Raw genomic sequence first — 24,130 nt, 5'->3', positions numbered from 1 at the left:
CCGCAGCCGGCGTCCGACAAGGGTTCGACCGGTTTACAGACCCGGCAGTTTGAAACCGCCGCTGCGACGCGGGGTGATGGTGATGGCCTCACGACCGCCCGTCAGGGCCTGAAGCCGGGCGGCCTCGGTCGAGGCGTCGATCGTCTGCTGGCCCTCGGCGGTCTGGCGGGTGGTGGCCGCCTGGGTCGAGGCGTCGTCCTTGCGCCAGAACATCACGCGGTTGGCGAAGCTTTCGTCCTTGTGGGCGATGTCGCCGAACTCGTCGTCGATCACATAGCGGGCCAGGGGGTCGGCCTGATCGGCGCCGGCCTGGGCCACCAGGACCTGTTCGCCGGGGGTGCGGGTGACGGCCTGACGCTGACCCAGCAGAATCTGACGGGCGGCGCTTTCGGGCGCCAGCTCCTGCGGGCGGGGCTGGCCGGGCGCAGGGGGACGCAGGCCGTATTCCGGCGGCACGCTGAGCGGCGCGGTGGAGACGGTCACGAACTCGTCCGGCACGACCTTGGTCAGGCCGATGCCTTGCTTGAGGCTGCCGCAGGCCGAGACGGCGAGGGCGGCTGAGGCGGCGAGGGTCAGGGCGGCGACGCTGCGGATACGCATGGGTTCAGGCTCGATCGGCTGATGCACGGAGCGCCTCTGCGGGCGCTGTTGGCATAGTGAAGACGGGGTGATTACGACTTTTCGGGGGCCGCGCCAACCTTGCAGCCGTTTTCAGGCCTTGGAGGCCCGGTCGGACAGGAAGCTGTCGATGATCAGAAGGACGACGCCGATGGTGATGGCGCTGTCGGCGACGTTGAACACCCAGGGAAAGACGCCTGTGCCCGACACGTCGATGAAGTCGACCACATAGCCGAACCGCACCCGGTCGATCACATTGCCCAGGGCGCCGCCGATCACCAGGCCGATGGCGGTGATCAGCAGACGACGATCGGCCCGCGTCGCCCACCAGGCCAGGGCGCCCGAGACCAGGACGGAGAAGATGGTCAGACCCCAGCGCGCTTCGCCCCCGCCGAACAGGCCGAAGCTGACGCCGGTGTTCTGGACGAAGGTGAATCGCAGGATCGGCGGGAACACCTCGGCGAAGACGTAGCCGACGGGGATTTGCTCGATCGAGGCCACGTCCGGAAGGCTCAGTATCCAGGCCTTGGTCAGCTGGTCCAAGACGATGATCAGAAGGGCGAAGCCATAGGCGGCGAAGGCGATGCGGGGGATCTTCATGCGGCGGCGGTTAGCAGGAAGCGGCTCAGGCGCGAAGCGGAAAAGCGGGAGCGCACGTCAGAAGAGGTCGCCCTGGTCCGGCGCCGGTGGCTTGGGCCGAGGCGTCGGTCGTGGGGTCGACTGAGGCTTCGACTGGGGCGTCGCAGAGGGCGGCGCCGGCGAAGGGGTCTGCGACGCGCCGTCGATGACGGCCTCGCGCGCGCCGTCGCCGAACACCAGTCTGACGGTCTGGCCCGACTCCAGCCCCGCCGCTGCGGTGATCCAGCCGCCGTCGGCGCGCTCGACCCGGGCGAAGCCGGGTTTGGGGCGGCTGGGATCAAGCGTCGCCAGGGCGCGGGACAGGGCGCTCAGCCGGGCTCGGTCGCCGTCCAGTCGGCGGGGGATGACGCCGTCCAGGCGCGCGGAGACCGCGTCCAGCCTGGCCTGGCGCTGGTCCAGGCGGCGGTGCAGCGGTTCGGGCGACAGGCGGCCGCCGATCTGCAACAGCCGTCGCTCGCCGCGCGCGACACCCGCCTGAAGCGCCGCCCCCAGCCGGTCCCCCGCGCCGCGCAGTCGATCCTGACCCCGCTCGATCCGGGTCCGCAGCAGCCCGGGGCTCAACTTTCCGCCGGTCACGGCCAGATGGCGTTCGTGAAGGGCGATGTTGCGTTGCAGGCCCGAACCCAGGCGGCTGGACACATGGTCCAGCCTCTGTTGCGCCAGGGCCGTCAGGTCCTCCGGCCGGGCGGGCAGTCCGCGCGCCACGGCGCGCAGCCGGGTCCGACGATCCTCGATCAGCCGCCCGCCCGCCAGAACCAGGCGTCGATCCAGGTCGGCGACGGCGTATCTCAGGTCGGCCAGCACCGGCGTGGCCATCTCGGCCGCCCCCGTGGGCGTCGGCGCGCGCCGATCCGAGACGAAGTCGATCAGGGTGGTGTCCGTCTCGTGTCCCACGGCCGAGATGATCGGAATGCGCGCCGCCGCCACCGTGCGGGCCAGCCCCTCGTCGTTGAAGCACCACAGGTCCTCCACCGACCCCCCGCCGCGCGCCACGATCAGCAGATCCGGCCGGGGGATGGGTCCGTCGGGCCTCATCGCATCAAAGCCGCGAATCGCGTTCGACACCTGGCCGCACGCCGCCTCGCCCTGGACGACCACGGGCCAGACGATCACCCTGCACGGCCAGCGTTCGGCGATTCGGTGCAGGACGTCGCGGATCACCGCCCCGGTCGGGCTGGTGATCACCCCTATGGTGCGGGGGAACGGGGGCAGGGGCGTCTTGCGCCCCGGCTCGAACAGGCCCTCATCGCGCAGGCGAACCTTCAGCCGCTCCAACTGGGCCAAGAGGGCGCCGGCCCCCGCCGCCTCCATGCTCTCGATCACGATCTGGTACGAGGACCGCGCCGGATAGGAGGTGATCTTGCCGGTGACGATGACCTCCAGCCCCGCCTCGGGCTGGACGCCCAGGCCGCGCACCGACCCCTTCCAAATCACGCCGTCGATGGCCGACTTGTCGTCCTTCAGCGTCAGATAGACATGGCCCGAGGCGTGGCGATTGACCTTGGACACCTCGCCCCTCAGCCGGACGTGGCCGAATCGCTCCTCCAGCGTCCGCTTCAGGGCAAAGGACAGTTCCGAGATCGACAGGGGCGGATTGTTGTCGCGCGGGGCGGCGGCCTCGGCTGGGCCTTCGAACACATAGGAGTCGTCGCTCATGACGCCACTCTAGCCCGAGGCGGATCGTTTTCGCACCCGTTTCCAAGGAAGAGGCGATATCGCGGACGCCCGCCGCTTGACCGCCTCGCGCGGTGCGGTCATTGCCCACCTTATGAACATTCTCCTCGTCGGATCGGGCGGGCGTGAACACGCCCTGGCCTGGAAGATCGCCCAGTCGCCGTTGGTCACCCGCCTTGTCGCCGCGCCCGGCAATCCCGGGATCGAGGCCGTGTGCGAGCTTCGTCCGGTCAAGGCCGACGACGCCGAGGGCCTGGCGGCCCTGGCGCGCGAGATCAAGGCGGACCTGGTGGTGGTCGGGCCGGAGGTCGCCCTGGCGGCCGGTCTGGCGGACCGGCTGGCCGCCGCCGGCATCCCCTGTTTCGGCCCCACCGCCAAGGCCGCGCAGCTGGAGACGTCCAAGGCCTTTTCCAAGGCCTTCCTGGAGCGTCATTCCATCCCCACCGCCGGCTACGGCGTCTATGAGACGGTTCAGGAGGCCAAGGCCGCGCTCGACGCCTTCCAGCCGCCCTATGTCATCAAGGCCGACGGCCTGGCCGCCGGCAAGGGCGTGGCCATCAGCCCGGATCGCGCCGACGCCGAGGCCGAGGTCGAGCGGATGCTGGGGGGCCGGTTCGGCGACGCCGGCGCCCGCGTCGTGATCGAGGAGTTCATGGACGGCGAGGAAGGCTCCCTTTTCGCCCTGTGCGACGGCAAACAGGCTGTCCTGTTCGGCGGCGCCCAGGACCACAAACGCGCCTTCGACGGCGACACCGGACCCAACACCGGCGGCATGGGCGCCTATTCACCGGCCCCGGTCTTCACCGCCGACCTGGTCCAGCAGGCTGACGAACGCATCGTTCAGCCCACCATCCGCAAGATGGCCGAGGAGGGCGCCCCCTATCGCGGTGTCCTCTACGCCGGGCTGATGGCCACGACCGACGGACCCAAGGTGGTCGAGTTCAACGCCCGCTTCGGCGACCCGGAATGCCAGGTGCTGATGATGCGCATGGCCGGGGACATCGTTCCCTATCTGCTCGCTTGCGCGCGGGGCGACGTCTCCGGCCTGCCGGCCCCGGCGTTCAAGCCCCAGACGGTCATCTGCGTGGTCATGGCGGCCAAGGGCTATCCCGACAGTCCGCTGGAAGGCTCGATCATCCGCGGCGCCGATCAGGACTTCGGTCCCCATGTCCAGGTCTTCCACGCCGGCACCAAGCGTCGCGACGACGGCCAGCTGTGCGCCGCCGGCGGCCGCGTCCTGAACGTCTGCGCCGAGGGCGACGACATCGCCCAGGCCCGCGAGCGCGCCTACGCCGCCATCCGCCAGATTGACTGGCCCGGCGGCTTCAACCGCTCCGACATCGGCTGGCGGGCGCTGGAGCGGGGCTGACCGTATCGGCGGGGTGTGGTAGGCTCGCGCCATGGCTGATCCCGCGTACCACGAAGATGACGACGAGCCGGGCGTCTTCGACATCGCCGACGACGCGGCGGACGAGGCGGCGACCCTGCGTGGTCTCGCCGACGCCGAGGCGGGACGGGTCGTGAGCCATGAAGCCGTAAAGCGGTGGCTTCTGTCTTGGGGAACGGACAATCCGCTCCCGCCGCCGAAATGCGGCGAGTAGTCTGGACCGAGCAAGCTCGGGAAGACCTGATCGCCATACAGTCCTATGTGCAAGGTTTCAGCCCGCCGGCGGCGATCCGCCTGGCGGTTCGCCTGATCGATCTGGCCGAAAGTCTGAGCGCCTTTCCGGATCGCGGCAGGCAAATACGCCATGGGCTTCGCGAGGCGGTCTCGATCCGCCCCTATGTGATCCGCTACGCCATCCTGCCCAGCGAGATTCGCATAATCACCATCCGCCACTCGGCCCGACGGCCCGAGGGATAAGCCTTACGCCCAGGCGAACAGCAGCCGGCCTTCGCCCATCCGCTCGCGCAGCTCCGGCAAGTCGGTATGGGCCACCGAGAAACAGCCGTAGCTGCGGCCCAGCTTGCCTTCGCGCGCCAGGAAGTCCGGGTCGGCGTAGTCGGCGCCGTGAACGATGATGGCGCGTTCGCGGGCCTTGTCATTGGTGTATTCCAGCCCGTCCAGCAGGACGTTCGGCCCCTGCTGCTTGCCCCAGCTGGCGCCGGCCGTGGCGTAGGCGCCGATCGAGGACATGTTGGAATCGGGCGTGTTGGAAAAGCGGCGCGCATAGCCGGAATGGTCGGGGTCGGAGCCCCGGCCGTGGCAGGTCCGCAGCACCTTGACCTCGCCTGCGATCAGATCGACCTCGTACAGCCGCTCGTCGCCCGAGAACTTCTTGAAATCGACCAGATACATCCGGTCACGCAGGGGGAGTTTGCGGTGGTGGATGTCCAGGGCCGCCATGGCCCGGTCCATCAGATCTTTCGGAACGGCGCCGCGAGGATCCAGCGGCGGCGGGGTCACGCTGACGGTCTGAACCGGGGGAACGACCACCGGGGCCGCGACGGGCTGGAGCGCCGCCGTCGTCACGGGGGCCGTGGCGCTGGCGCTGGCGCACCCCGCCAGCATGGCCGAGCCGCCCAGAATGAGTCCTCGTCTCGAAAGCCGCATGCGACGCCCTCGTTGCGGTTTGTCTTCGGAGGTGTTTGTTTCAAACCGTTACGACCGAGGCAACCTGAGCCTTGTGGGGCGATTTTGCGGCGAGGCGTCGCGGGAGGGCGATCAATGAAGCGTTTGATCCTGGCTTTGTCGGTGCTGCTGGCGTCCGCTTCGGCGGCGGCGGCTCAGCAAACCCCCGCAGGGGTTGGACTTTCCGGACCCCCTGTGGTCACCTTCGTCGAGGCGGGGCGGCTGCTGGCGGATCCGTCGAACGGCGTTGTGCAGCGCAGTAAAACTCTCGTGATCAGCGGGAACCAAGTCGTCGATATTCGCGACGGCTTCGTCGGCGATCCGGCGCAGGGCCGGGTCATCGACCTGCGGGACTCATTCGTTTTGCCGGGTCTGATCGACAGTCACGTCCACCTGACCGGCCAGCAAAACCCCAATTCGCGGCTGGAGGAGGTGACCCAGTCTGAGGCCGCCCAGGCCATGGTCGGCGCCCGCTATGCGCGCCGCACCCTGATGGCGGGCTTCACCACCGTCGCCGATCTCGGGGCCGACAACGAAGCGATCTTCGCCCTGCGCGAGGCGGTGAAGGCGGGCGACGTGCCGGGGCCGCGCATCATTGCGGCGGGTTCGGCCGTGTCGGTTCACGGCGGCCATGGCGACGCCAACGGCTTCCGCGCCGATGTCCTGCACCTGCTGTCGCCGGAAAGCGTCTGTTCGGGACCGGAAGACTGTATGCGCGCGGTCCGCACCCAGATCCGCGCCGGCGCCGACATCATCAAGATCACGGCCACCGGCGGGGTCCTGTCCAACACCGCCGCCGGTCTGAACCAGCAGTTCAGCGATCCCGAACTGACCGCCATCGTCGAAAGCGCCCACCGGATGGGCCGCCAGGTCACGGCTCACGCTCACGGCGTCGACGGCATCAACGCCTTCCTGCGCGCCGGCGGCGATTCCATCGAACACGGCACCTATCTGGACGACCAGTCGATCCGCCTGTTCAAGCAGAACGGCGCCTGGCTTGTGCCGACCCTGCTGGCGGGCGATTTCGTCGCGCGCGTCGCCTCCGGGCCAGACAATTTCTTCACTCCCGCCCAGACCGCCAAGGCGCTGGAGGCGGGGCCGAAGATGCTGGAGATGGCGCGCCGCGCCCACCAGGGCGGCGTCAAAATCGCCTTCGGCACCGACAGCGGCGTCTCCGCCCACGGCGACAACGCCAAGGAGTTCGCCCTCTTGGTCCGCGCCGGCCTGACTCCGCTGGAGGCCGTCCAGGCCGCCACCGTCGGCGCCGCCGAACATCTGCGCATCGCTGGCGAGGCCGGGCGGATCGCGCCGGGCATGCCGGCCGACATCGTCGCCGTCTCCGGCGATCCCCTGAGCGACGTCACCGAGCTGGAGCGGATGAGGTTCGTGATGAAGGGCGGCGTGGTCTACCGCGCCGACTGAACAGCCTGGGTCAGGAAGGCGGCGAAGCCGGCCTCATCCTCAAACCGGGCGACGACGGGCCAGGCGGTCACATGCGCGCGCTGATCGGGCGTCAGCCGCACCCAGTCCTTTTCTGTGGTGACAAGGCCGGCCCGAAAGACCGCCGCCCGATCTTTCAAGAACGCCATATCCTTGTCGCTGTAGGCCGCATGGTCGGGGAACGGGACGAAGTCGACCAGATCGCAGCCCGCCGCCTTCAGCGACCGCTCGACCTTCCACGGCTTGGCGATGCCGGCGAAGCCGACCTGTGGGCCGGTCGGGGGCGGACCCCGCGGCGTCAGTCTCGCGAGATAGATCGGCCGACCCTCGAAGACCGCCAGCAGTTCAGGATCGGCTGTTTCCAGATCGGTCGGCAGCATCACCACCACGGCGTCGGCGCGCGCCAGCCCCGCTTTCAACGGCTCGCGCATCGGGCCGGACGGAAAGACCGAGCCGTCCCCGAACGGCCATTCATCGCCGCGGGTCTCTCCATCCACGACGATCAGGCTGACGGTCTTCTTCAAGGCGGGGTTCTGGTGTCCGTCGTCCAGCACCAGGGCGTCGGCCCCGTCCGTAACGGCCGCCTCGGCGCCGGCGACCCGATCTCGTGAAATCCAGACCGGCGCGTCCCTGGTCAGCATCAGGGGTTCGTCGCCGACGTCCTCGGCCGTATGCAAGGCGGGATCGACGCGGACCGGCCCTTCCAGCCGCCCGCCATAGCCGCGCGACAGGCCCTGCGCCTCCACCCCCGCCGCGCGCAGCAGCCGCAGCGCCTCGCGCGCAACCGGCGTTTTGCCCGATCCGCCGACCGTCAGATTGCCGACCGAGATCACCGCACAGCCTGGGGCGTGGGGAACCGTCCGCGCGATGCGCCGCGCCGTGATCCCCGCCCAGATCCAGCCCAGCGGCTTTAACAGGGTGCGCGTCATCCGGGCGTGATCGCGGTCGCGCACATACCACCAGCGGGGCGTGTTCAGCTTCATCGCCGGGGCCTCTTCTGCGGCGTGAGCGGAGAGAGCCAGGACCACAGCCGCTCCAGATCCCCGCCCGCCTCGGCCGCCGCGCGGCGGGCGCGCTCACCCATGGCCTTGGCCGCCGCCGGATCGGCCAACAGGGGGCCGATCGCCTGGGGCAGGTCCCAGGGCGCCTGGACCGGGATCAGTCCGCCCGATTGGGCCAATGCCGCCGTCACGCTGGCCCAGTTGGAGGCGTCCGGTCCCGTCACGACGGGCCGGCCCAGCCGCGCGGGCTCCAGCGGATTGTGACCGCCGACCGCGGGCAGGCCCAGGGCGGGGGCGAAGGAGCCGCCCATCACCACCACATCGGCCAGACGCAGGAACAGGCCCATCTCGTTCAAGGTGTCGGCCAGATAGACGTCCGTGTCGCGCCCGATGGTCTCGCCCCGCGACCGCATGGCGAAGGCCGCGCCGTCCCGGTGCAGGGCCTCTGCGATCAAGGGGCCGCGCTCAGGGTGGCGCGGCAGCAGGATCAGGCAGACGCGCTCGCTCAGCTTGTCCAGGGCGCGGACGATGGCGATCTCTTCGCCCTCATGGGTGCTGGCGGCGACGATGACGGGCCGGTCGCCGATGGCGGCGCTCAGACGGCTGAAGGCGGCCGTATCATGGGGCAGGGGCTCGCCCGCCAGCTTCAGATTGACCAGGCCGTCGATACGGGCGCCCATCCGCTCCAGCCGCTCGGCGGAGGCGGCGTCCTGGGGCAGGACAAGGTCGAAGGCGCGCGTCACCGCCTGAGCCGAGGCCGGAAACCGGCGCCAGCCCTCGACCGTCTTGTCGGTGATGCGGGCGCTGACCAGGGCCAGCTTCACCCCGCGCCGGTGGGCCTCCAGCAGCAGATTGGGCCATAGTTCGCTCTCGACGAAGACCGCAAGCGCAGGCCGCCAGTGATCCAGGAAACGGCCGACCGCGCCCGGTCCGTCCACCGGCGCATATTGGTGGATCACCCCCTTCGGCAGCCGGTCCTCAAGAATCCGGGCGGACGTCACCGTGCCCGACGTCACCAGAACCGTCAGATCCGGCCGCGCCTTTACGCACCGTTCGACCAGGGGCAGCAGGGACAGGGTCTCGCCCACGCTGACGCCGTGCAGCCAGACCAGGTCGCCCTCGGGCCGTTCGATCCGGGTAAAGCCCATCCGTTCATCGACACGGGCGGGGTCCTCCTTGCCTCTTGCGGCGCGGGCGTCCAGCAGGCGCGGCGCCAGGGGCTCCAGGGCGCGGGTCAGCAGCCGATAGGCCAGCAGGGGCAGGGGCGTCACGGCTTCAAACCCGTGATCGCATCCGCCCGCGCCTCGACCGCATTCAGCCGCGCCGTCCAGTCGCGCGTCACCTGGGCCATGTCGGCGCCCTGGGGATAGTCGGCCCGATCCCAGACAATGGCGCCCTTGCCGAACGGCAGGGGCAGGACCGCTCGATCCCAGCTGTTCAGCCGGATCGCCGGATTGCAGGACAGGCCGATGAACAGGACAGGGGCGCCGGACAGTTTCGCCATCAGCGGCAGGCCCTCGGCCATGATGTTGACCGGGCCGCGCGGGCCGTCCGGGGTGATGGCCAGGCCCCCGACCTTGAGCTGCTTCAGACCGTCGCGCAGGGCCTGGGAGCCGCCCTTGGCCTTCTGCGCCTTGTCCTTATTGGCCGATGAGCCGCGCACGGCGGGAAAGCCCTGGCGCGCCACCGCCTTGGCGATGAACTCCCCGTCGGCCGACAGAGAGATCAGGGCCTTGGCCGGCTGGGCCCGGTCCAGCGGCCAGCAGGCGGGCGACAGGCCAATGCGCGAATGCCAGAAGACGCACAGAACCCCGCCGCCCTGCGCCCAGACAGCCTCGGCCGCCTGCTGGTTCTCATGGGTCCAGCGGATGGTGGCGAAACAGACCTGCATCCATCTGGCCAGGGTCCAGGCCAGGGCGGACTGGATGATCGGATTGCGCAGCGGCCTCACGCGACGGCCTCGACCGCCGGGGTTCCGTCCAGCGACTGTTGCCGGGCCAGGCGGGCGTAGAGTCCGCCACGGGCTGCCAGGGCGTCATGCGTCCCTTCCTCGACCACCCGCCCGGCCTCGATCACATAGATGCGGTCGGCGTTCCTGACGGTGGACAGGCGGTGGGCGATCATCAGGGTGGCGCGCCCCTCCATCAACCGCTCCAGCGCCGCCTGGACCAGGGCTTCGCTCTCGGTGTCCAGGGCGCTGGTCGCCTCGTCCAGCAACAGGACCGGCGCGTCCTTCAGGAAGGCGCGGGCGATGGCGATCCGCTGGCGCTGCCCTCCCGAAAGGCGCAGGCCCGCCTCGCCCGCACGGGTGGCGTAACCGTCCGGCAGGCTCGTGATGAAGTCATGGGCGGCGGCGGATCGCGCGGCGTCCTCGATCTGGGCTTGCGTCGCGCCCGGCCGGCCATAGGCGATGTTGGCGGCGATGGTGTCGTCGAACAGGAAGGGCTCCTGGGTCACCAGGGCGATGTGGTCGCGCAGGTCGCTGATCCGCACCTGACGGATATCCATCCCGTTCAGCCGAACCGCCCCGGCCGTGACGTCATAGAAGCGCGGCAACAGGCTGAGGATGGTGCTCTTGCCGCCGCCGGAGGGGCCGACCAGGGCGACCGTCTCGCCCGGAGCGACCCGCAGGGAGACGGCGTCCAGGGTCGGGGCGTCCGTCCCCGCATAGGCGAAGGACACCTGATCCAGCGCCACCTCGACCGGGCCGGACGGCAGGGCCTCGGCGTCGGCCGCCTCACGGATTTCCGGCTCGATGTCCAGGGCGGCGAACAGGCGACGCGCGGCGGTGAAGCCTTCGCTCATCACCGTGGCCAGGTTCGTGACCTGGCGCAGCGACTGGCCGGCCGCCAGCAACAGGCCGATGAAGGCGGCGAACCCGCCCACCGTCATCTCGCCCGACTGGGCCCGCCATCCGGCATAGGCCATGACGGCGGCGACGACGACATAGGCGACCAGGTCGCTGGACGGGCCGGCGAAGGCGCGGGCGTTGGCGCCCTTGATGACATGGCGCTGGCGACGGGCCACCACCTCGGCCACGCGATCCTGCTCGGCCGCCTCGCGGTTCTCGATCTTGATCAGGCGGACCCCGTCCAGATTCTCCATCAGGGCGGTGGACAGGTTCTCGGTCTCGGCCATGGCGCCGACGGCGGCCTTGCGCGTCCTTCGCCCGAACCGGCGCAGCACCAGGGCCACCAGGGGCACGCCCAGCAGGACCACCATGGTCAGCTGCCAGTCGATGACGCCCATATAGATCAGCACCGCGATCAGGGTCAGCAGGTTCTGGGTGTAGTTGACCACGCCCGAGGTGAAGGCCTCGCGCACCAGATTGGCGTCGAACAGGACCGAGGAGACGAAGCCGCCCGAATGCTGGCTGCGCAGCCGGGCCAGATCGGCGCGGATCATGGCGCCGAACAGACGGATCTGGATGTCGCCCACGATCGTGTGGCCCAGTCGATTGACCAGGGCCGCCTGCCCCAGGGCCGCCAGGGTCCGCACCACCGCCACCGTCAGAATGGCGGTGGGAATGACGATCAGGGCCTCGTCCGCCGGGAAGCGGAAACGGCCGAACAGGACGATCGGCTGGTCGCCGGCCAGGAACAGGCCGTTCACCGCCGGCTCCAGCAGCTTCAGCAGGGCCGCAGTCAGCAGACCTGTCGTGGCCGCGCACAGGATCGACAGGATCAAAGATCCCTTGCGGCTGCTCAGATAGTCTCGCCAGATCCGCGCCAGCAGGGCGCTCAGGGGCATGGAGGGGGCGGGCTCGCTCATCGGCCTTCGGTCGTCCGAGCCGCCCCTCAAGTCAAGGCTTGTCAGGCGAGGGTGGAAGAGGCCGCCCCTCTTCGTCGGCCCGGATCAGGGTTTCGCCCGGCGCGTCGTCGATCCTCGTCGCCGGGGGGACGGTGGGATTGGAGGCGTAGCGTCGCCCGTCGAACGGCACGGCGGCCTCATAGCCCTGGATGATCCCGCCGCCCGCCACCTGCACGCCCAGAGCGCGCCGGCCGTGATCCTCGCGTTCCAGAAGACGAATGGGCGCGCGGGCCACGCTGATCTCGCCGACCGAGCGATAGGCGGACCCGTCGCGGTCCAGAACCAGCAGGCGGCATCCGCCCGATCCGCACCAGGCCGGTCCAGTCAGATAGACCAAAGCCGTCTTGCCGTCGGGGGTGAGGGCGGCGGTGTAGCGGGTCGTGTCCGCCGCCTCGCCGACGCGCTGTTGCAGATAGGCGATCAGGGACGGGTCTTCAGGCGGCGTGCTCTGGGCGAGGGCGCCGCCGCCCGGCAAGGCGACGGCGATGACGGCGGCGAAGATCTTCATGGCGGCCTTTCGGGGTGACGGGCTTGGACGTCTGAACGCCTGAACGCCCAGGTGGTTGAAGATCAACCGCTCCCTTTCTAAGTAGGGCGGGCAGGTTCGCCTGCAGTGTTCTCAGGGCGGGGTGCGATTCCCCACCGGCGGTAAGGCGGCGACGCCAAGCCCGCGAGCGCTCCCCCGGCTTGGGGAGGTCAGCAGATCCGGTGCGATTCCGGGGCCGACGGTATAGTCCGGATGAAAGAGAACGGGACCCAACGCCTCGTGGCGTTCGTCGCTCGCGCCTGAGCGGCGGGCGCGGCGCGTCGTCGCCCGTAACCCTGGAAAACTGGTTACGGAAAGGACGACCAATTGAACCAGATTTCCTCACCCTCCGTCCGCGTCCCCGCCTGGGGCGCCTTGTTGATGCTGTCGGCCAGTCTCGTCTTCGCAGGCGGCAACATCCTGCAATCCGTCTTGCCGCAGCGGTTCGGCATGAGCTCTGCGGGCATGGCCTTCTGGCAGTATCTGATCGCCTCGGTCCTGATGCTGCCGATCGTTCTGCGGATCGGGCTGGGCAGGCTGAAGACGCGCCGGCCCCTGGCCCATCTGATCCGCGCCTTCGCCTCGGCCCTGGGGGTGCACGTCTTCGTCTACGGCTTCGCCTCGGGCGTGCCGATCTGGCAGATGGTGACCCTGCTGGCGACCGGCCCCCTGTTCGTCATCATCGGCTCGACCCTGTTTCTGGGGGAGCGGGTATCGGGCCCCCGGATCGTCGCGGCCATGGTCGGCTTCATCGGCGCGGTGATCGTTTCCGGCGTAGGAGCCGAGGGGCTGGGATGGGCCGCCCTGACCCCGGTCCTGGCCGCCGCCCTATGGGCCGTCACCGATGTGATGACCCGCTGGCTGGCGAGGGAGGAGACGCCGGAGACCCTGACCCTGTCCCTGCTGGTCCTGATCACGCCCAACCATCTGGCTCTGTTGCTCCTGGCGAACGCCTTCGCCTTCGCCCTGCCGACCGGGGTGGCGACGGGCCTGCCCTTCGCCCTGCCCGAGGGGGCGGGCCTGCTGCTGTTGCTGGCCCTGGGCGGCCTGACGGCGGCGGCGCAATATCTGCTGGCCTTCGCCTATCGGCTGGCCGACGCCGCCTATCTGCAGCCCTTCGCCGATCTGAAGGCGCCGCTGGCCGGGCTGGTCGGTTGGCTTCTGCTGGGACAGACGCCGTCGCCCTGGTTCTGGCCGGGCGCCGCCCTGATCGTCGGAGCCTCGATCTTCATCTTCTGGATCGAGGGTCGGGCGCCGCAAGACGGGGCGGCGACGGCCCCGGTTGCAAGCGGAGGATGACGCGGCGGCCCCGGATCGCTATCTGGCGACCATGGCGCGCTTTGACCTTTCGACCGCAATGGGCCGTTTCCGGGCCCATTGGCATTATTTCTGGGCGGATCACGCCTTTCTGCGCCTGGTCTTCTCCAACGCCCACTGGCTGGGGCCGGACCTTGTCCGCACCAACCAGCCGTCGCCGCGCCAACTGGCCTATTGGAAGTCCAAGGGCGTCAGGACCGTCATCAATCTGCGGGGCGAGCGGGACGAGGGCTATTACTGGCTGGAGAAGGAGGCCTGCCGGCGGCTGGGCCTGACCTTGATCGACGCCCCGCTGGACTCGCGCGACCCGCCGCAGAGAGATCGCATTCACCGGGCGCGCGACCTGTTCAAGACCATCGACTATCCGGTCCTGATCCACTGCAAGTCCGGCGCGGATCGGGCGGGCATGATGGCGGTCTTCTATCGCCACTTCCATCTGGGCGAGCCCATATCGGTCGCCATGAAGCAGTTGTCGAAGAAATATCTTCACTCGCGCGAAGGGCTGACCGGCGTCCTGGACTATACGCTGGAGAAGTACGTGAACGAGGTCGAGCCGCAGGGCGTCAGCTTCATCGACTGGGTCGACAGTCCCGACTACGACCCCAAGGCCATCCGCGCGGAGTTCAAGGCCGGGTGGTGGGGCACGCTGCTGACCGAAAAGCTGCTGAGGCGGGAGTAGGGGCCGATACTGTCAGCCCCAGGGGCCGGTCTTCGGTCTTTCGTCGTCCTCGCCGGCCTGGCGCGCCCTGGCGGCCAGTTCGGCGTCCCGTCGCGCCTTGCGTTCGGCCTCCCACCGCTTGAACCAGCGCGCATAGCCGATGTGGCCTCGCAGCGAAAAGCTGAACAGGGCCAGGACAGCCAGCAGGCTGACCAGCTGAAAAATCTGTTGGGGTTCCAGGTTGATCACGGTCGTTCAGCGTCCGTGTCAGGGAACGGGTTCCCGCTCCCTGACGTCGCACTCAGGCCGCGTCGCCGCGCGGGTCGATCAGCTTGTGGGCGTGCAGGATGAAATAGCGCATGTGGGCGTTGTCCACGGTCGCCTGGGCGCGCGCCTTCCAGGCCTGTTTGGCTTCGTCATAGCTGCCGTAGGCGCCGACGAACTCGACCTGCGACAGGTCGCGGAAGACGGGCTCCTTCGGGTGGCGCAGTTCGCCGCCGATGACCAGGTGCAGCAGTTGCGTGGGGACGGAGGATTGGTCGACCATCGGATGTCCTTGAAAGGCTCGGGTGGGGCTTTGGCCGGGGCATAGGCCGAGAACGCCTAAGGATCAATGTATGACGGGGTTTTCAGACCCTGCCTTACGTCGAAAGCGGCATGTTTTTACAGCCGCGCTCCCGTTTGCCCGTCATCGCAGCTTGGGGCATTATGCGGTCATGAGCAGTGATCCGGAAAATCTGACGCTGGTGTTCCTGCGGCGGATCGACGCCAAGATCGATACGCTGGCGCTTGATCTGCGTGAGTTGAAGGAACGGGTCTCCGGCGTCGAAATCGGGCTGACGTCCGTGCGGCGCGACATCGCCGGGTTGGCGGAGACTGACGCTCGCCTCCAGGTGTCTCTGGACCGAATGCGGGACGATGTGGGCCGTATTCAGCGTCGGCTCGACCTGCATGAAGAGCCGGCTGCCTAGGTTTCAGGTCGACAGCGGCACGTTTTTACAGCGCCGTATGATCAGCGGGTGCAGGGCCGGGGCGGCGCAGACCAGGCTGGCCTGACGCGGGTCGGGCCGGTTGAACCGCCAGGGGCGGCCGTGGTGGTCGGTGACGCGCGCCCCCGCCTCTTCGGCGATCAGACAGCCCGCGGCGACGTCCCAATCCCATTTCGGCGTCAGGGCCAGGGCCGCGTCGAAGGCGCCGGCGGCGACCAGGGCCATCCGATAGGCCAGGGCGTTGCGCTTTGAGAACCGCAGGGGCGGCCAGGGCTCGTCCCAGTGCGGCCCCTCGATCATCCGCGCGTCGCCCAGCACCGAGGCGTCGTCCAGCGTGTCCACATCCGAGGCCCGCACCAGGGCGCCGTTGCGCCAGGCTCCGCCGTTCCGAACCGCCGCATAGGTTTCCTGAACCTCCGGCGCATGGATGACGGCGGCGACGACCTGGCCGTCCTCGACCACGGCGATGGGGGTGCACCACCAGGGTTGGCGCTTCATATAGGCCACCGTGCCGTCCACCGGATCCACCACGAAAATCCGGCATTTGGACAGGCGCTCGGACGAATCCGCCGTCTCCTCCGACAGCCAGCCATAGTCGGGGCGGGCGGCCAGCAGACGGTCCTTCAGCATGGCGTCCACCGCCAGGTCGCCGCTGGTCACGGGCGAACCGCCGACCTTCGCCTCAACCTTCAGCCCCGCCTCACGTTCGGCGAGCGCCAAGGCGCCGGCGTCGAGCGCGGCCTGGCGGATCAGTTCGAGGTCGGCGTCCAGGTCCGTCATTTTCCGGCTATGGCCACCGCGTCGAACATCAGGCTCGGCACGTTGAAACTGCCTCGGAACTCCAGGTCCGAGCCCCGAACCAGCCGCAGATAAAGGTCGGGCAGCTTGCCCGCCACGGTCACCTCATTGACCGGATACGCGATCGCGCCGTTCTCGAACCAGAAGCCCGACACCCCGGCGGACCAGTCGCCGGTGTTTCCGTTCAGCGACGGCCCGAACATGGAGGTGACCAGAAGTCCGGTCCCTGCATCGGCCATCAGTCCCGCCAGATCCCGCTCGCCCGGCTCCATGTGCAGGTTGTGGGTCGAAACCCCCGCTGATCCCGCCAGGCCGCGCGAGGCGTGGCCGGTGGACTCCAGCCCCAACTGCCGGGCCGAGGCGCTGTTCAGCAGCCAGGTGGTCAGCACCCCGTCGTCGAACAGGGCGCGCCGTTCGACCGCGACGCCCTCATCGTCGAACGGGGTCGATCCCAGGCCGCGCGGCCGGAACGGATCGTCGATCAGGGTCACGCCTTGGGCGAACACCCTCTGGCCCATCCGGTCCTTCAGGAAGGAGGTGCCGCGCGCGATGGACGGCCCCGAAACGGCGCCGACCGCCGGCGAGACGATTTGGCCGGCCATGCGATTGTCGAAGATCACCGGGGCGGTGGTCGAGGCGATCTTGCGCGCCCCGGTTCGGGCTGCGGCGCGTTGGCCCGCCGTCCGCCCGATGATCTCGGCGCCCGGCAGGTCCGACAGATGCCGGGTCGAGCGGCTCTCGCCGCCGCGCTCCATCGCTCCGTCCTTCTCGGCGATCACTCCGACGCCCAGGGAGAAGGCCGAGCCCTGATAGTCCCCGTCGAATCCATGCGAGGTCACCAGTCGCCAGCGGCTGGACGACCAGGACGCATGCCCGCCCTCGGATCGGGCCACGCCCTTCACGGCAAGGGCCGCCGCCTCTGCCTCGGCGGCGGCCTGCTCCAGCGCTTCCGCACTGCGTTCGCTGGGATCGAACAGGCCCAGTTCGGCGAAGGGCGCCCGCGCCAGCCGATCCTGCGGCGCCAGACCGGCGTGGGGGTCTTCCGGCGCCAGCCGCGCCATGGCGACCGCGCGTTCGACCAAACGTGTGCGAGTCGCCGGCGACAGGTCCGAGGCGGAAACCGAGGCCTGCCGCTGTCCGACGAAGACCCGCAGGCCCAGATCGCGCGACTCTTCGCGTTCGACGTCCTCCAGCCTTCCGTTACGCACGCCGACCGACAGGGCGCTTCGGTCGGCGCTGACCGCCTCGGCGGCGTCCGCGCCGGCTTTCAGCGCGGCCTGGACGATGTCATGCAAAAGATCGGTGGAGGCGGAGGCGTCGCGGGCTTCAGTCATGCCCCGATATGGCGGACCCTTTGCTGCGTCGCAACCTCGCGCCTCAGACCACGGCGAAGGCGATCAATCCGACCGCCGCCGTCAGCAGGGCGACCCAGGTCAGCAGCATGCCGATCACCCGACCCAGCGACGGCCCCGTCTGGAACAGAAGGCCCAGGGCATGGGCCGACCGCCCCACGAACAGGGTCGCCCCCACGCCATGCACCATCCAGGCGGGCGCTCCCACGGCGGCCAGAAGCAGCATGGCGATCATGCCGGGCGCGGCGTATTCGGCGCAATTGCCGAAGGCGCGGGTGGCGGCCGCTAGGTCCGCGATACCGCCGTCCCCCAGCGACACCATATGTTTGCGGCGGCCGCTGACCACAATGCCCGACAGAACCAGGAGCAGCAGGATCAGCAGGCCGCTCCACAGGGCGGCGGCCTGGACGGCGTACATCATGGGGGTGGTCATGGATCAGTCCTCGCGCCCGACGGGATAGAGCAGATAGCGGTCGTCATAGAAGGGCGTCCGCTCATAGAACCAGGCCAGCCGCGCCTGCGGATCAGCCGCGAACGCCGGTTCGGCCGCCAGCTTGGCCTCGAACTCGGCCTTCAGCGCCGGATCGGCCGCCATCATCTTCTCGGCCAGGGGCGCGATGGCGTAGGCCTCGATATATTCGACCCGGCTCATGACTTCGGGGAACAGGCCCCAGGCGAAGAAGCTCTCGCTGGACTGGGGCTCCAGCAGCAGGACGACGACGTCGCCCAGCGGCTGATCGGTCGGCACACGAACCGAGCCGGTCGGGAAGGTCCAGTCGCGGCGCTCGACCTCGACCGTCTTCACCGAGGCCTGGACGTGGCCCTCGTTGGCCCGCGTCGCCAGCTTGGGCTCGACCAGGCGCAGCATCGACAGGTTCACCGTGCGCGGCGCCGCCAGCGTCTCCATCTCGACGCCGTGGATTTTCAGCCGCTCGATGATGTCGGTGCGATAGCTGGGCACCCAATAGGCGGTCGGGCGGTTCAGGGTCAGCGTCGGCTTGGACCCGTAGAAGGGCATCTGCCACAGCTCGGGATCGGGCCGGCCCAGCCAGCGCACCTCGTCGCGACCCGAGGCGGGGCTGTGATACATCTCGTACAGCATCCCCTTGAACGAACGGGTGGAGGAGGGGGTCTCTTCCGCCTCAAAGTTCGCCAGGATCTGCGCCGGTCGCAGGGCCCGGTCCTGATCGGTCGCCGCCTTCAGCGCCGCGCCCTGATCGGCCAGCAGCCGCATCGCCTCCTCGATGAAGACATAGGTCCCCAGCACCCGCTGCTCATGCGGTTTCAGACTGTGGTTCTCGATCAGAATGGTCGGCACATGGGCGGCCGCGCCCCAGCCGTTGGAGTAGCGTTCGCCCAGGCCGCCGTCCGACAGCCCCTTCTTCGGTTCGTCGTCGTCGATGCCGAACACCAGTTCGCCGGGGATATGGCCCTCGCGCTCCAGGGCCGCGTTCATCGCCGGCTTGAACACCGTATCCAGCCAGGCCGAGCTGTTGGGCGAGCGGCTGAAGGTCCCGTCCTCGCCGTTGAAGCCGTAGGTGACGTCGTACTGATAATCCATGCCGTCGGTGACGTGGACGTCGACATAGAGGTCGGGCCGGTACTTCAGGATCAGGCCCCGCACCGCCCGCATCTCGGCCTGGTCCAGTTTCAGATAGTCGCGGTTCAGGTTCTGGTTGGTCGCCGTATTGCGCCAGCCCTGGATGCGCGGCCCGCGCTGGTTCGGGCGGGAATAGGCGCTGGCGCGCTCATGCCCGTCCACGCTCAGGATCGGGATCAGGATCAGATTGACCCGGTCCAGCAGGGCGTCCTTGCCGTAGAAGGCGATGTCGCGCAGCAGCATCATGCCCGCGTCCTTGCCGTCGATCTCGCCGGGGTGGATGCCCGCCTGGATCATCAGCACCGGCTTGGCCGGATCGAAGGCCGCGCCGTCCTTCGAGGCGATCACCGCATAGATGGGGCGCCCCTCGGGCGAGACGCCGAACTGTTCTATGCGGATCAGGTCGCTGGCGGCGTCCAGTCGGTCGAACCAGGCGCGGGTGTCGACATAGTTCGGTGAAAAGTCATGGCCCCGATCGGCCTCGAACGGCGTCACCCAGGGATCGCTCGCGTCGCGCAGCAGGTCCTTCGACGCGCCGTTCCAGGCCGGAACGGGCGGCAGGAAGGGCTGGTCCCAGGGCGCGATATTGGAAAGAACGGGCGGACGGCCCGGCGACTGGGACATGGCGGGACTCGAGACTAGGGCCGCGACGGCGGCGAACAGAAGCGCGTGACGCATGGATGAAGTCCTCGACCGATCCGGTCCTTATGGCAAGCCCGCGGGCTCAGCCGGCGACGGCGGCGGGCGGGGATGGGGCGGGGGCGGCGAGCGTCGCCGGCAGGCAGGCCAGGATCAAATAGATGGCGACGTGCAGGCCCAGCAGGATGGCGAAGGTCCGCCTGCTGCGCGTCAGGGCCGCCGGGACGACCAGCACCAGATACAGCGGATAGGCGATCGCATAGTTGATCAGCAGCAGGGTCGCCCCCGGCTTGCCGAGTATTTGAGAGATCGAGACCGCCACCATCAGCGTATTGGCCACGGTGGTCAGGATGAGCACGATCTTCTTGTTGCCCCAGAAATGGTCGTCCAAGTCCATGCCGTCGACGATCTGGTGCGGGAAGACCAGGGAGGCTGCGATGAAATAGACCATGGCGATCGCCAGGCCGATCACCAGCATGCCGTAGCTGAACGGGGCGTCGCGGAAGGTGTGCCAGGCGGCGTCCCAGAAGGTGGCGATGTCCAGGCCGACGAACAGGGCCAACAGGGGCGTCAGCCAGCCGATGCGCAGGGTCTTGCGATGCTGGATCGCCGCAGCCAGGCCCGTGGCGATCACCGCCACCGACAAGCCGAGCGCCAAGCCATAGAAACTGAAATAGAATTCGAACGCGCTCACCTGTCCCCCGATCTGACGCCAAGGCCAGATATGGAGTTATCGCGCTTGTCTTGGCAAGCGCGCCTCGGCGGCCGATCCGGATCGACGGACTATTCCTTCGCCACCAGGGACCAGCCGCCCTTTTCAACCAGGGGCGCCGCGGCCCGGCTGATGTTCAGGCCGTAATAGGCCAAGAGCGCGATCAGCGCCGCCTTCACGATCCAGGGGCGGCGCGCCAGGGCGGCGATCAGGGTCAGACCGGTGAACAGGCTCACTCCAAACCAGAAGAACCAGCTCTTGGCCACCAGATGCAGTTCGCCCTGGGCGGCCGCGACGCCGACGATCAGGCTGGCGACAATGACGTTGGCGCTCAGCAGCAGAAGAAGGATGGTGCGCTTGTTGCGCCAGAAATGGGCGTCCAGATTTTCGACCTGATCCTCGTCACGCGGAAAGACCAGGGTGGCAGAGATGTAGAACAGGCCTGCGATCACCAGGCCCAGCATCAGAAGGGCCAGATTGAACGGGGCGGGGCGGAAGATGATCCAGGCCTGGAACCAGAAGGTGGTCACATCCAATGCGGCGAACACCACCAGCAGCGGCGTCAACAGGCCGAAGCGCGGCCTTGGATTACGGTTCAGCGTCCGCGCGAACCCGCCCAGCAGTTCCGCCACCGACAGGCCCAGGATCAGCCCATAGAAGCTGAAGAAAAATTCGAACGCGCTCACATCGCCCCCTCGGCGTGAATCAAGGCTTCCGCCCTATTTCCAGATCGACCTCTTGTCGCCGGGCAAGCCGAGCGTGTCCCAGATAGCGTCGATCCTTTCGACCACCGCCTGGTCCATCCGGATCTCCTCGCCCCATTCGCGCTTGGTCTCGGGCGGCCATTTGTCCGTCGCGTCCAGGCCGATCTTGGAGCCCAGGCCGCTCTCGGGGCTGGCGAAATCCAGATAGTCGATCGGGGTGTTCTCGATCACGGTGATGTCGCGCGCCGGGTCCATCTTGGTCGAGATGGCCCACATGACGTCCTTCCAGTCGCGGGCGTCGATGTCGTGGTCCACGACGATGACCCATTTGGTGTACATGAACTGGCGCAGATAGCTCCAGACGCCCAGCATCACTCGCTTGGCGTGGCCCGGATAGGCCTTCTTCATCGACACCACCGCGATCCGGTAGCTGCACCCCTCGGGCGGCAGCCAGAAGTCGACGATCTCGGGGAACTGCTGGCGCAGCAGGGGGATGAAGACCTCGTTCAGCGCCTCGCCCAACACGCTGGGCTCGTCCGGCGGCCGTCCGGTGAAGGTGGTCAGATAGATGGGGTCACGCCGCATGGTGACGGCGCTGACCTGGAAGACCGGGAACTTCTCGACCGAGTTGTAATAGCCGGTATGGTCGCCATAGGGGCCTTCGTCCTCGAACGCGTCCAGCAGGACGTGGCCCTCCAGCACGATTTCGGCCTGGGCCGGGACCATCAACGGCACGGTCTTGCAAGGTACCAGCTCGGCCTTGGCGCCGCGCATCAGGCCCGCGAACTGATATTCCGACAGGGTGTCCGGCACCGGCGTCACCGCCGCCAGGATGGTCCCCGGATCGGCGCCCAGGACGACGGCGCAGGGCAGGGGCTCCTTGGGCCGCGCCTTCTTGTGCCGGGCGTAGTGCTGGGCCCCGCCGCGATGGGCCAGCCAGCGCATGATCGCCCGGTCCTTGCCCAGGACCTGCATCCGATAGATGCCCAGGTTGAAGTCGTCCTCGCGATCCTCGCTGGGCCCCTTGGTCACGACCAGACCCCAGGTGATCAGGGGCGCCGGCTCGCCGGGCCAGCATGTCTGGACGGGCAGGGCGGCCAGATCGATCTGGTCGCCCTTCAGCACCACCTCCTGCACCGGCGCCTTCTTCACCGTCTTGGGCCGCATCGACATGACGGTCTGCGCCAGGGGCAGCATCTCCATGGCGTCGCTTAAGCCCCGCGGCGGCGTCGGATTTCTCAGGAAGGCCAGCAGTTCCCCGACCTCGCGCAGCTCGCCCGCCGTCGTGCGGTTCTTGCCCTCCAGCGTCACCCCCATGGCGACCCGTTTCACCGTGCCGAACAGATTGGCCAGGCAGGGGACGGGGCTGATGGTCCCGTCCGGCATGACCGGCTTTTCGAACAGCACCGCCGGGCCGCCGTTGCGCAGCAGCCGGGTCTGGATCTCGGTCATCTCCAGCACGGTGGAGACGGGTTCGGACACCCGCACCAGCTCGCCGTCGGCTTCCAGCTGGTCGATGAAGTCACGCAGAGATTTATAGGCCATGGCTCCGCCTAAAGCGCCGGGGCCGAACTGTCACGCCTCGTTCGGCTTAAGACCCGGTCCATCCCGACCAGCGCCGATCCGACCAGCAGGAAAAAGACCAGCAGCCCGCCGAAAGTCGCCAGCACCCGGCCCAGCCCCAGGGCGTCAACATTGACGAACCCATAGGGCCACCAGTGGGTGGCGAGCCCGTGACCCAGGGTCCATGCGCCGAAGATCAGCGGAAATCCGAGGGCCTTCACCGGGTCGATCCACCGCAACGCGCCCCTCGGCGTGAACCACAGCCAGTCCAGCAGGAAGGCGGCCGGCATGACGTAGTGCAGCACCAGATTGACGGCCAAGGTCAGCCCCTCCGGCCGCCAGTAGGGGGCGATCATGAAATGATACACCAGCCCGACGATCAGAATGTAGGTCGTCACGGCGGCGCGAAAGGTCGGCGACGCCGTCCAGCGGGCCAGGGGCCATGTCGGTTTCAGCAAAGGTCCGGTCAGGGCCAGGGCGACCAGTATATTGGTCAGAATCGTGAAGAAGCTGAAGTACTGGACGGTCCGCGTCGCCACCGCCCAGCCGTCCGCCGGCCCCGCCATCAGCAGATACTGCAACGCCAGCGCCGCCCAGCCGATGACGGCGAAGGCGGCGCGCCACAGACGCGGCCGATCTCTTTCCCGCAACATGCGCGCCTCCTCTGATCAGGCGGCGGACTTGTCCCAGTCGTAGGCGGGGTCCAGCCAGTCGCCCAGCCGTTCGCCCCGGTCCAGGGCGTCCATCCGCTGCATCTCCTCGCCCGACAGTTCAAAGTCGAAGATGTCGAAATTCTCGCGCGCCCGGCTTTCCTTCGTCGTGCGCGGAATGGCGATGATCCGGTTCTGGATCAGCCAGCGCAGGGTGGCCTGGCCATTGGTCTTGCCATGGGCCTGGGCGATCTCGGAAATCGTGGCGTCGTCTGCGATCTTGCCTTGGGCCAGGGGCGACCAGGCCGTGATCGACGACCCCAGCTCGGCCGCCGTCGCGACCAGGGCGTCAACGCCCAGATAGGGATGGTGTTCGACCTGATTGGTGATCAGCCGCGCCTTGGACAGGGCCTGGGCCTGCCGGAATTCCTTGGACGGGAAGTTGGACAGGCCGATGTTGCGCGTCAGTCCCCGGTCCTTGGCTTGGTTCAGCGCGCCAAGGGTCTCTTCGAAGGTCGGCGTCGGCTTGGGCCAATGCAGCAGCAGCAGGTCCGGCGTGGTCCCCAGGCTCTCGGCCGATTCCTCGGCCTGTTTCAGCAGGGCGTCATGGGTGAAATGCTCGACCCAGATCTTGGTGGTCAGGAAGATGTCCTCACGCGGCACGCCCGAATCCCGGATGCCTTCGCCCACCGCCTTCTCGTTCTTGTAGATCCAGGCCGTGTCGATGTGGCGATAACCGATCCGCAGGGCCTCGGCGACCATCCGGCGCGCGTCCGCCGGCTCCAGCTGCCAGGTGCCGAAGCCGAGCAGGGGAATCTCGACGCCGTCGACGCTGAGGGTGGGCTGATCGCCATAGGTCATGGGGGGA

At 68.5% G+C, this 24,130-nt stretch carries 27 protein-coding genes and 1 riboswitch; of the genes, 7 read left to right on the top strand and 20 right to left on the bottom strand.

The features are described from left to right. Positions 1 to 33 precede the first annotated feature (33 nt). From ACW178_RS13070 to xseA, 3 genes are all read right to left on the bottom strand, one after another. Positions 34 to 600, bottom strand: a complete 567-nt coding sequence (locus tag ACW178_RS13070; protein WP_183214844.1) for a DUF3035 domain-containing protein — start codon at positions 598 to 600, stop codon at positions 34 to 36. Positions 601 to 711: 111 nt separating this feature from the next. Then, positions 712 to 1,218 carry a signal peptidase II gene (gene lspA, locus ACW178_RS13065; protein WP_152950713.1) on the bottom strand — a complete coding sequence of 169 codons (507 nt, stop codon included), beginning with the start codon at positions 1,216 to 1,218 and terminating at the stop codon, positions 712 to 714. 57 nt (positions 1,219 to 1,275) lie between these two features. Further along, positions 1,276 to 2,913, bottom strand: a complete 1,638-nt coding sequence (gene xseA, locus ACW178_RS13060; RefSeq protein ID WP_191558590.1) for an exodeoxyribonuclease VII large subunit — start codon at positions 2,911 to 2,913, stop codon at positions 1,276 to 1,278. Positions 2,914 to 3,025: 112 nt separating this feature from the next. Between xseA and purD the strand changes: the two genes are divergently transcribed. The 3 genes from purD to ACW178_RS13045 are packed head-to-tail and all read left to right on the top strand — an operon-like array spanning position 3,026 to position 4,795. Beyond that, the gene (gene purD, locus ACW178_RS13055; protein ID WP_191558589.1) at positions 3,026 to 4,300 is read left to right on the top strand and encodes a phosphoribosylamine--glycine ligase; all 1,275 of its coding nucleotides are present in this window, start codon (positions 3,026 to 3,028) and stop codon (positions 4,298 to 4,300) included. 31 nt (positions 4,301 to 4,331) lie between these two features. After that, positions 4,332 to 4,532 (top strand): hypothetical protein, encoded by a 201-nt coding sequence (locus ACW178_RS13050; RefSeq protein WP_007442400.1) that lies wholly within the window; start codon positions 4,332 to 4,334, stop codon positions 4,530 to 4,532. Next, positions 4,520 to 4,795: a type II toxin-antitoxin system RelE/ParE family toxin gene (locus tag ACW178_RS13045; protein WP_007442402.1), complete on the top strand. Its 276-nt coding sequence runs from the start codon at positions 4,520 to 4,522 to the stop codon at positions 4,793 to 4,795. The genes ACW178_RS13050 and ACW178_RS13045 overlap by 13 nt, the downstream gene beginning before the upstream one ends. A gap of 3 nt (positions 4,796 to 4,798) precedes the next feature. Here ACW178_RS13045 and ACW178_RS13040 read toward each other — a convergent pair whose 3' ends face one another. Next, the gene (locus tag ACW178_RS13040; RefSeq protein ID WP_054766250.1) at positions 4,799 to 5,485 is read right to left on the bottom strand and encodes a murein L,D-transpeptidase catalytic domain family protein; all 687 of its coding nucleotides are present in this window, start codon (positions 5,483 to 5,485) and stop codon (positions 4,799 to 4,801) included. 114 nt (positions 5,486 to 5,599) lie between these two features. Between ACW178_RS13040 and ACW178_RS13035 the strand changes: the two genes are divergently transcribed. Next, positions 5,600 to 6,925, top strand: a complete 1,326-nt coding sequence (locus ACW178_RS13035; protein ID WP_492024642.1) for a metal-dependent hydrolase family protein — start codon at positions 5,600 to 5,602, stop codon at positions 6,923 to 6,925. Here the strand turns inward: ACW178_RS13035 and lpxK are convergent. The 5 genes from lpxK to ACW178_RS13010 are packed head-to-tail and all read right to left on the bottom strand — an operon-like array spanning position 6,910 to position 12,262. After that, positions 6,910 to 7,926 (bottom strand): tetraacyldisaccharide 4'-kinase, encoded by a 1,017-nt coding sequence (lpxK, locus tag ACW178_RS13030; protein ID WP_492024641.1) that lies wholly within the window; start codon positions 7,924 to 7,926, stop codon positions 6,910 to 6,912. The two genes, ACW178_RS13035 and lpxK, sit on opposite strands and share 16 nt — an antisense overlap. Next, entirely contained in the window at positions 7,923 to 9,215 is a 1,293-nt protein-coding gene (locus ACW178_RS13025) for a 3-deoxy-D-manno-octulosonic acid transferase (RefSeq protein WP_492024640.1), read from the bottom strand. The genes lpxK and ACW178_RS13025 overlap by 4 nt, the downstream gene beginning before the upstream one ends. Then, positions 9,212 to 9,895 carry a lysophospholipid acyltransferase family protein gene (locus ACW178_RS13020; protein ID WP_191554301.1) on the bottom strand — a complete coding sequence of 228 codons (684 nt, stop codon included), beginning with the start codon at positions 9,893 to 9,895 and terminating at the stop codon, positions 9,212 to 9,214. The genes ACW178_RS13025 and ACW178_RS13020 overlap by 4 nt, the downstream gene beginning before the upstream one ends. Continuing rightward, complete coding sequence (locus ACW178_RS13015; RefSeq protein WP_191554300.1) at positions 9,892 to 11,715, bottom strand: ABC transporter ATP-binding protein; 1,824 nt, start codon at positions 11,713 to 11,715, stop codon at positions 9,892 to 9,894. The genes ACW178_RS13020 and ACW178_RS13015 overlap by 4 nt, the downstream gene beginning before the upstream one ends. A gap of 31 nt (positions 11,716 to 11,746) precedes the next feature. Next, entirely contained in the window at positions 11,747 to 12,262 is a 516-nt protein-coding gene (locus ACW178_RS13010; protein WP_191554299.1) for a COG3650 family protein, read from the bottom strand. Positions 12,263 to 12,365: 103 nt separating this feature from the next. Next, positions 12,366 to 12,509: riboswitch (FMN riboswitch) on the top strand. A 98-nt stretch (positions 12,510 to 12,607) separates the two neighbouring features. On the opposite strand from ACW178_RS13010, the gene ACW178_RS13005 reads away from it, so the two are divergent. Further along, complete coding sequence (locus ACW178_RS13005; protein WP_191554298.1) at positions 12,608 to 13,579, top strand: DMT family transporter; 972 nt, start codon at positions 12,608 to 12,610, stop codon at positions 13,577 to 13,579. Between the two features lie 31 nt (positions 13,580 to 13,610). Continuing rightward, positions 13,611 to 14,276: a protein tyrosine phosphatase family protein gene (locus ACW178_RS13000; protein ID WP_183214834.1), complete on the top strand. Its 666-nt coding sequence runs from the start codon at positions 13,611 to 13,613 to the stop codon at positions 14,274 to 14,276. Between the two features lie 12 nt (positions 14,277 to 14,288). On the opposite strand, the gene ACW178_RS12995 is transcribed toward ACW178_RS13000, so the two are convergent. Both ACW178_RS12995 and ACW178_RS12990 read right to left on the bottom strand, forming a co-directional pair. Further along, positions 14,289 to 14,504 (bottom strand): hypothetical protein, encoded by a 216-nt coding sequence (locus ACW178_RS12995; RefSeq protein WP_191554297.1) that lies wholly within the window; start codon positions 14,502 to 14,504, stop codon positions 14,289 to 14,291. Between the two features lie 52 nt (positions 14,505 to 14,556). Then, a complete protein-coding gene (locus ACW178_RS12990) occupies positions 14,557 to 14,802 on the bottom strand; it encodes a DUF4170 domain-containing protein (RefSeq protein WP_054766241.1) in 246 nt (81 codons plus the stop codon). A 70-nt stretch (positions 14,803 to 14,872) separates the two neighbouring features. Here ACW178_RS12990 and ACW178_RS12985 point away from each other — a divergent pair, with 70 nt between their 5' ends. Further along, positions 14,873 to 15,226, top strand: coding sequence for a hypothetical protein (locus tag ACW178_RS12985; protein ID WP_224760985.1), 354 nt, complete (start codon positions 14,873 to 14,875; stop codon positions 15,224 to 15,226). Between the two features lie 3 nt (positions 15,227 to 15,229). Here the strand turns inward: ACW178_RS12985 and ACW178_RS12980 are convergent, their stop codons facing one another. The 9 genes from ACW178_RS12980 to ACW178_RS12940 all read right to left on the bottom strand — a co-directional run bounded on the left by ACW178_RS12980 (position 15,230) and on the right by ACW178_RS12940 (position 24,123). Next, positions 15,230 to 16,024, bottom strand: coding sequence for a 3'(2'),5'-bisphosphate nucleotidase CysQ (locus tag ACW178_RS12980; protein ID WP_492024639.1), 795 nt, complete (start codon positions 16,022 to 16,024; stop codon positions 15,230 to 15,232). Further along, the gene (locus ACW178_RS12975) at positions 16,021 to 17,376 is read right to left on the bottom strand and encodes a TldD/PmbA family protein (protein ID WP_287104051.1); all 1,356 of its coding nucleotides are present in this window, start codon (positions 17,374 to 17,376) and stop codon (positions 16,021 to 16,023) included. Before ACW178_RS12975 ends, ACW178_RS12980 begins: the two co-directional genes overlap by 4 nt. A gap of 43 nt (positions 17,377 to 17,419) precedes the next feature. Continuing rightward, positions 17,420 to 17,827, bottom strand: a complete 408-nt coding sequence (locus ACW178_RS12970) for an MAPEG family protein (RefSeq protein ID WP_054766237.1) — start codon at positions 17,825 to 17,827, stop codon at positions 17,420 to 17,422. Positions 17,828 to 17,830: 3 nt separating this feature from the next. Beyond that, positions 17,831 to 19,672, bottom strand: a complete 1,842-nt coding sequence (locus ACW178_RS12965) for a M14 family metallopeptidase (RefSeq protein WP_492024638.1) — start codon at positions 19,670 to 19,672, stop codon at positions 17,831 to 17,833. Positions 19,673 to 19,718: 46 nt separating this feature from the next. Further along, the gene (locus ACW178_RS12960) at positions 19,719 to 20,327 is read right to left on the bottom strand and encodes a hypothetical protein (protein ID WP_492024637.1); all 609 of its coding nucleotides are present in this window, start codon (positions 20,325 to 20,327) and stop codon (positions 19,719 to 19,721) included. A gap of 89 nt (positions 20,328 to 20,416) precedes the next feature. Then, entirely contained in the window at positions 20,417 to 21,031 is a 615-nt protein-coding gene (locus tag ACW178_RS12955) for a hypothetical protein (protein WP_287106397.1), read from the bottom strand. A gap of 33 nt (positions 21,032 to 21,064) precedes the next feature. Then, positions 21,065 to 22,594 carry a UbiD family decarboxylase gene (locus tag ACW178_RS12950; RefSeq protein ID WP_287106399.1) on the bottom strand — a complete coding sequence of 510 codons (1,530 nt, stop codon included), beginning with the start codon at positions 22,592 to 22,594 and terminating at the stop codon, positions 21,065 to 21,067. Positions 22,595 to 22,602: 8 nt separating this feature from the next. Next, a complete protein-coding gene (locus tag ACW178_RS12945; protein ID WP_054766232.1) occupies positions 22,603 to 23,265 on the bottom strand; it encodes a Pr6Pr family membrane protein in 663 nt (220 codons plus the stop codon). A gap of 15 nt (positions 23,266 to 23,280) precedes the next feature. After that, complete coding sequence (locus ACW178_RS12940) at positions 23,281 to 24,123, bottom strand: aldo/keto reductase (protein ID WP_287106401.1); 843 nt, start codon at positions 24,121 to 24,123, stop codon at positions 23,281 to 23,283. Positions 24,124 to 24,130: the final 7 nt, after the last annotated feature.

This window comes from Brevundimonas sp. AVps4, from assembly GCF_058681525.1.
Note: the sequence above shows the minus strand (reverse complement) of the source record. Positions and strands in the feature narration are given on the sequence as shown.

What these genes read in the sequence shown, in the direction of transcription:
- ACW178_RS13070 (WP_183214844.1), bottom strand. Translation starts at nt 600, where the DNA reads ATGCGTATCCGCAGCGTCGCCGCCCTGACCCTCGCCGCCTCAGCCGCC.
- lspA (WP_152950713.1), bottom strand. Translation starts at nt 1,218, where the DNA reads ATGAAGATCCCCCGCATCGCCTTCGCCGCCTATGGCTTCGCCCTTCTG.
- xseA (WP_191558590.1), bottom strand. Translation starts at nt 2,913, where the DNA reads ATGAGCGACGACTCCTATGTGTTCGAAGGCCCAGCCGAGGCCGCCGCC.
- purD (WP_191558589.1), top strand. Translation starts at nt 3,026, where the DNA reads ATGAACATTCTCCTCGTCGGATCGGGCGGGCGTGAACACGCCCTGGCC.
- ACW178_RS13050 (WP_007442400.1), top strand. Translation starts at nt 4,332, where the DNA reads ATGGCTGATCCCGCGTACCACGAAGATGACGACGAGCCGGGCGTCTTC.
- ACW178_RS13045 (WP_007442402.1), top strand. Translation starts at nt 4,520, where the DNA reads ATGCGGCGAGTAGTCTGGACCGAGCAAGCTCGGGAAGACCTGATCGCC.
- ACW178_RS13040 (WP_054766250.1), bottom strand. Translation starts at nt 5,485, where the DNA reads ATGCGGCTTTCGAGACGAGGACTCATTCTGGGCGGCTCGGCCATGCTG.
- ACW178_RS13035 (WP_492024642.1), top strand. Translation starts at nt 5,600, where the DNA reads ATGAAGCGTTTGATCCTGGCTTTGTCGGTGCTGCTGGCGTCCGCTTCG.
- lpxK (WP_492024641.1), bottom strand. Translation starts at nt 7,926, where the DNA reads ATGAAGCTGAACACGCCCCGCTGGTGGTATGTGCGCGACCGCGATCAC.
- ACW178_RS13015 (WP_191554300.1), bottom strand. Translation starts at nt 11,715, where the DNA reads ATGAGCGAGCCCGCCCCCTCCATGCCCCTGAGCGCCCTGCTGGCGCGG.
- ACW178_RS13010 (WP_191554299.1), bottom strand. Translation starts at nt 12,262, where the DNA reads ATGAAGATCTTCGCCGCCGTCATCGCCGTCGCCTTGCCGGGCGGCGGC.
- ACW178_RS13000 (WP_183214834.1), top strand. Translation starts at nt 13,611, where the DNA reads ATGGCGCGCTTTGACCTTTCGACCGCAATGGGCCGTTTCCGGGCCCAT.
- ACW178_RS12990 (WP_054766241.1), bottom strand. Translation starts at nt 14,802, where the DNA reads ATGGTCGACCAATCCTCCGTCCCCACGCAACTGCTGCACCTGGTCATC.
- ACW178_RS12985 (WP_224760985.1), top strand. Translation starts at nt 14,873, where the DNA reads ATGACGGGGTTTTCAGACCCTGCCTTACGTCGAAAGCGGCATGTTTTT.
- ACW178_RS12980 (WP_492024639.1), bottom strand. Translation starts at nt 16,024, where the DNA reads ATGACGGACCTGGACGCCGACCTCGAACTGATCCGCCAGGCCGCGCTC.
- ACW178_RS12975 (WP_287104051.1), bottom strand. Translation starts at nt 17,376, where the DNA reads ATGACTGAAGCCCGCGACGCCTCCGCCTCCACCGATCTTTTGCATGAC.
- ACW178_RS12970 (WP_054766237.1), bottom strand. Translation starts at nt 17,827, where the DNA reads ATGACCACCCCCATGATGTACGCCGTCCAGGCCGCCGCCCTGTGGAGC.
- ACW178_RS12965 (WP_492024638.1), bottom strand. Translation starts at nt 19,672, where the DNA reads ATGCGTCACGCGCTTCTGTTCGCCGCCGTCGCGGCCCTAGTCTCGAGT.
- ACW178_RS12950 (WP_287106399.1), bottom strand. Translation starts at nt 22,594, where the DNA reads ATGGCCTATAAATCTCTGCGTGACTTCATCGACCAGCTGGAAGCCGAC.
- ACW178_RS12945 (WP_054766232.1), bottom strand. Translation starts at nt 23,265, where the DNA reads ATGTTGCGGGAAAGAGATCGGCCGCGTCTGTGGCGCGCCGCCTTCGCC.
- ACW178_RS12940 (WP_287106401.1), bottom strand. Translation starts at nt 24,123, where the DNA reads ATGACCTATGGCGATCAGCCCACCCTCAGCGTCGACGGCGTCGAGATT.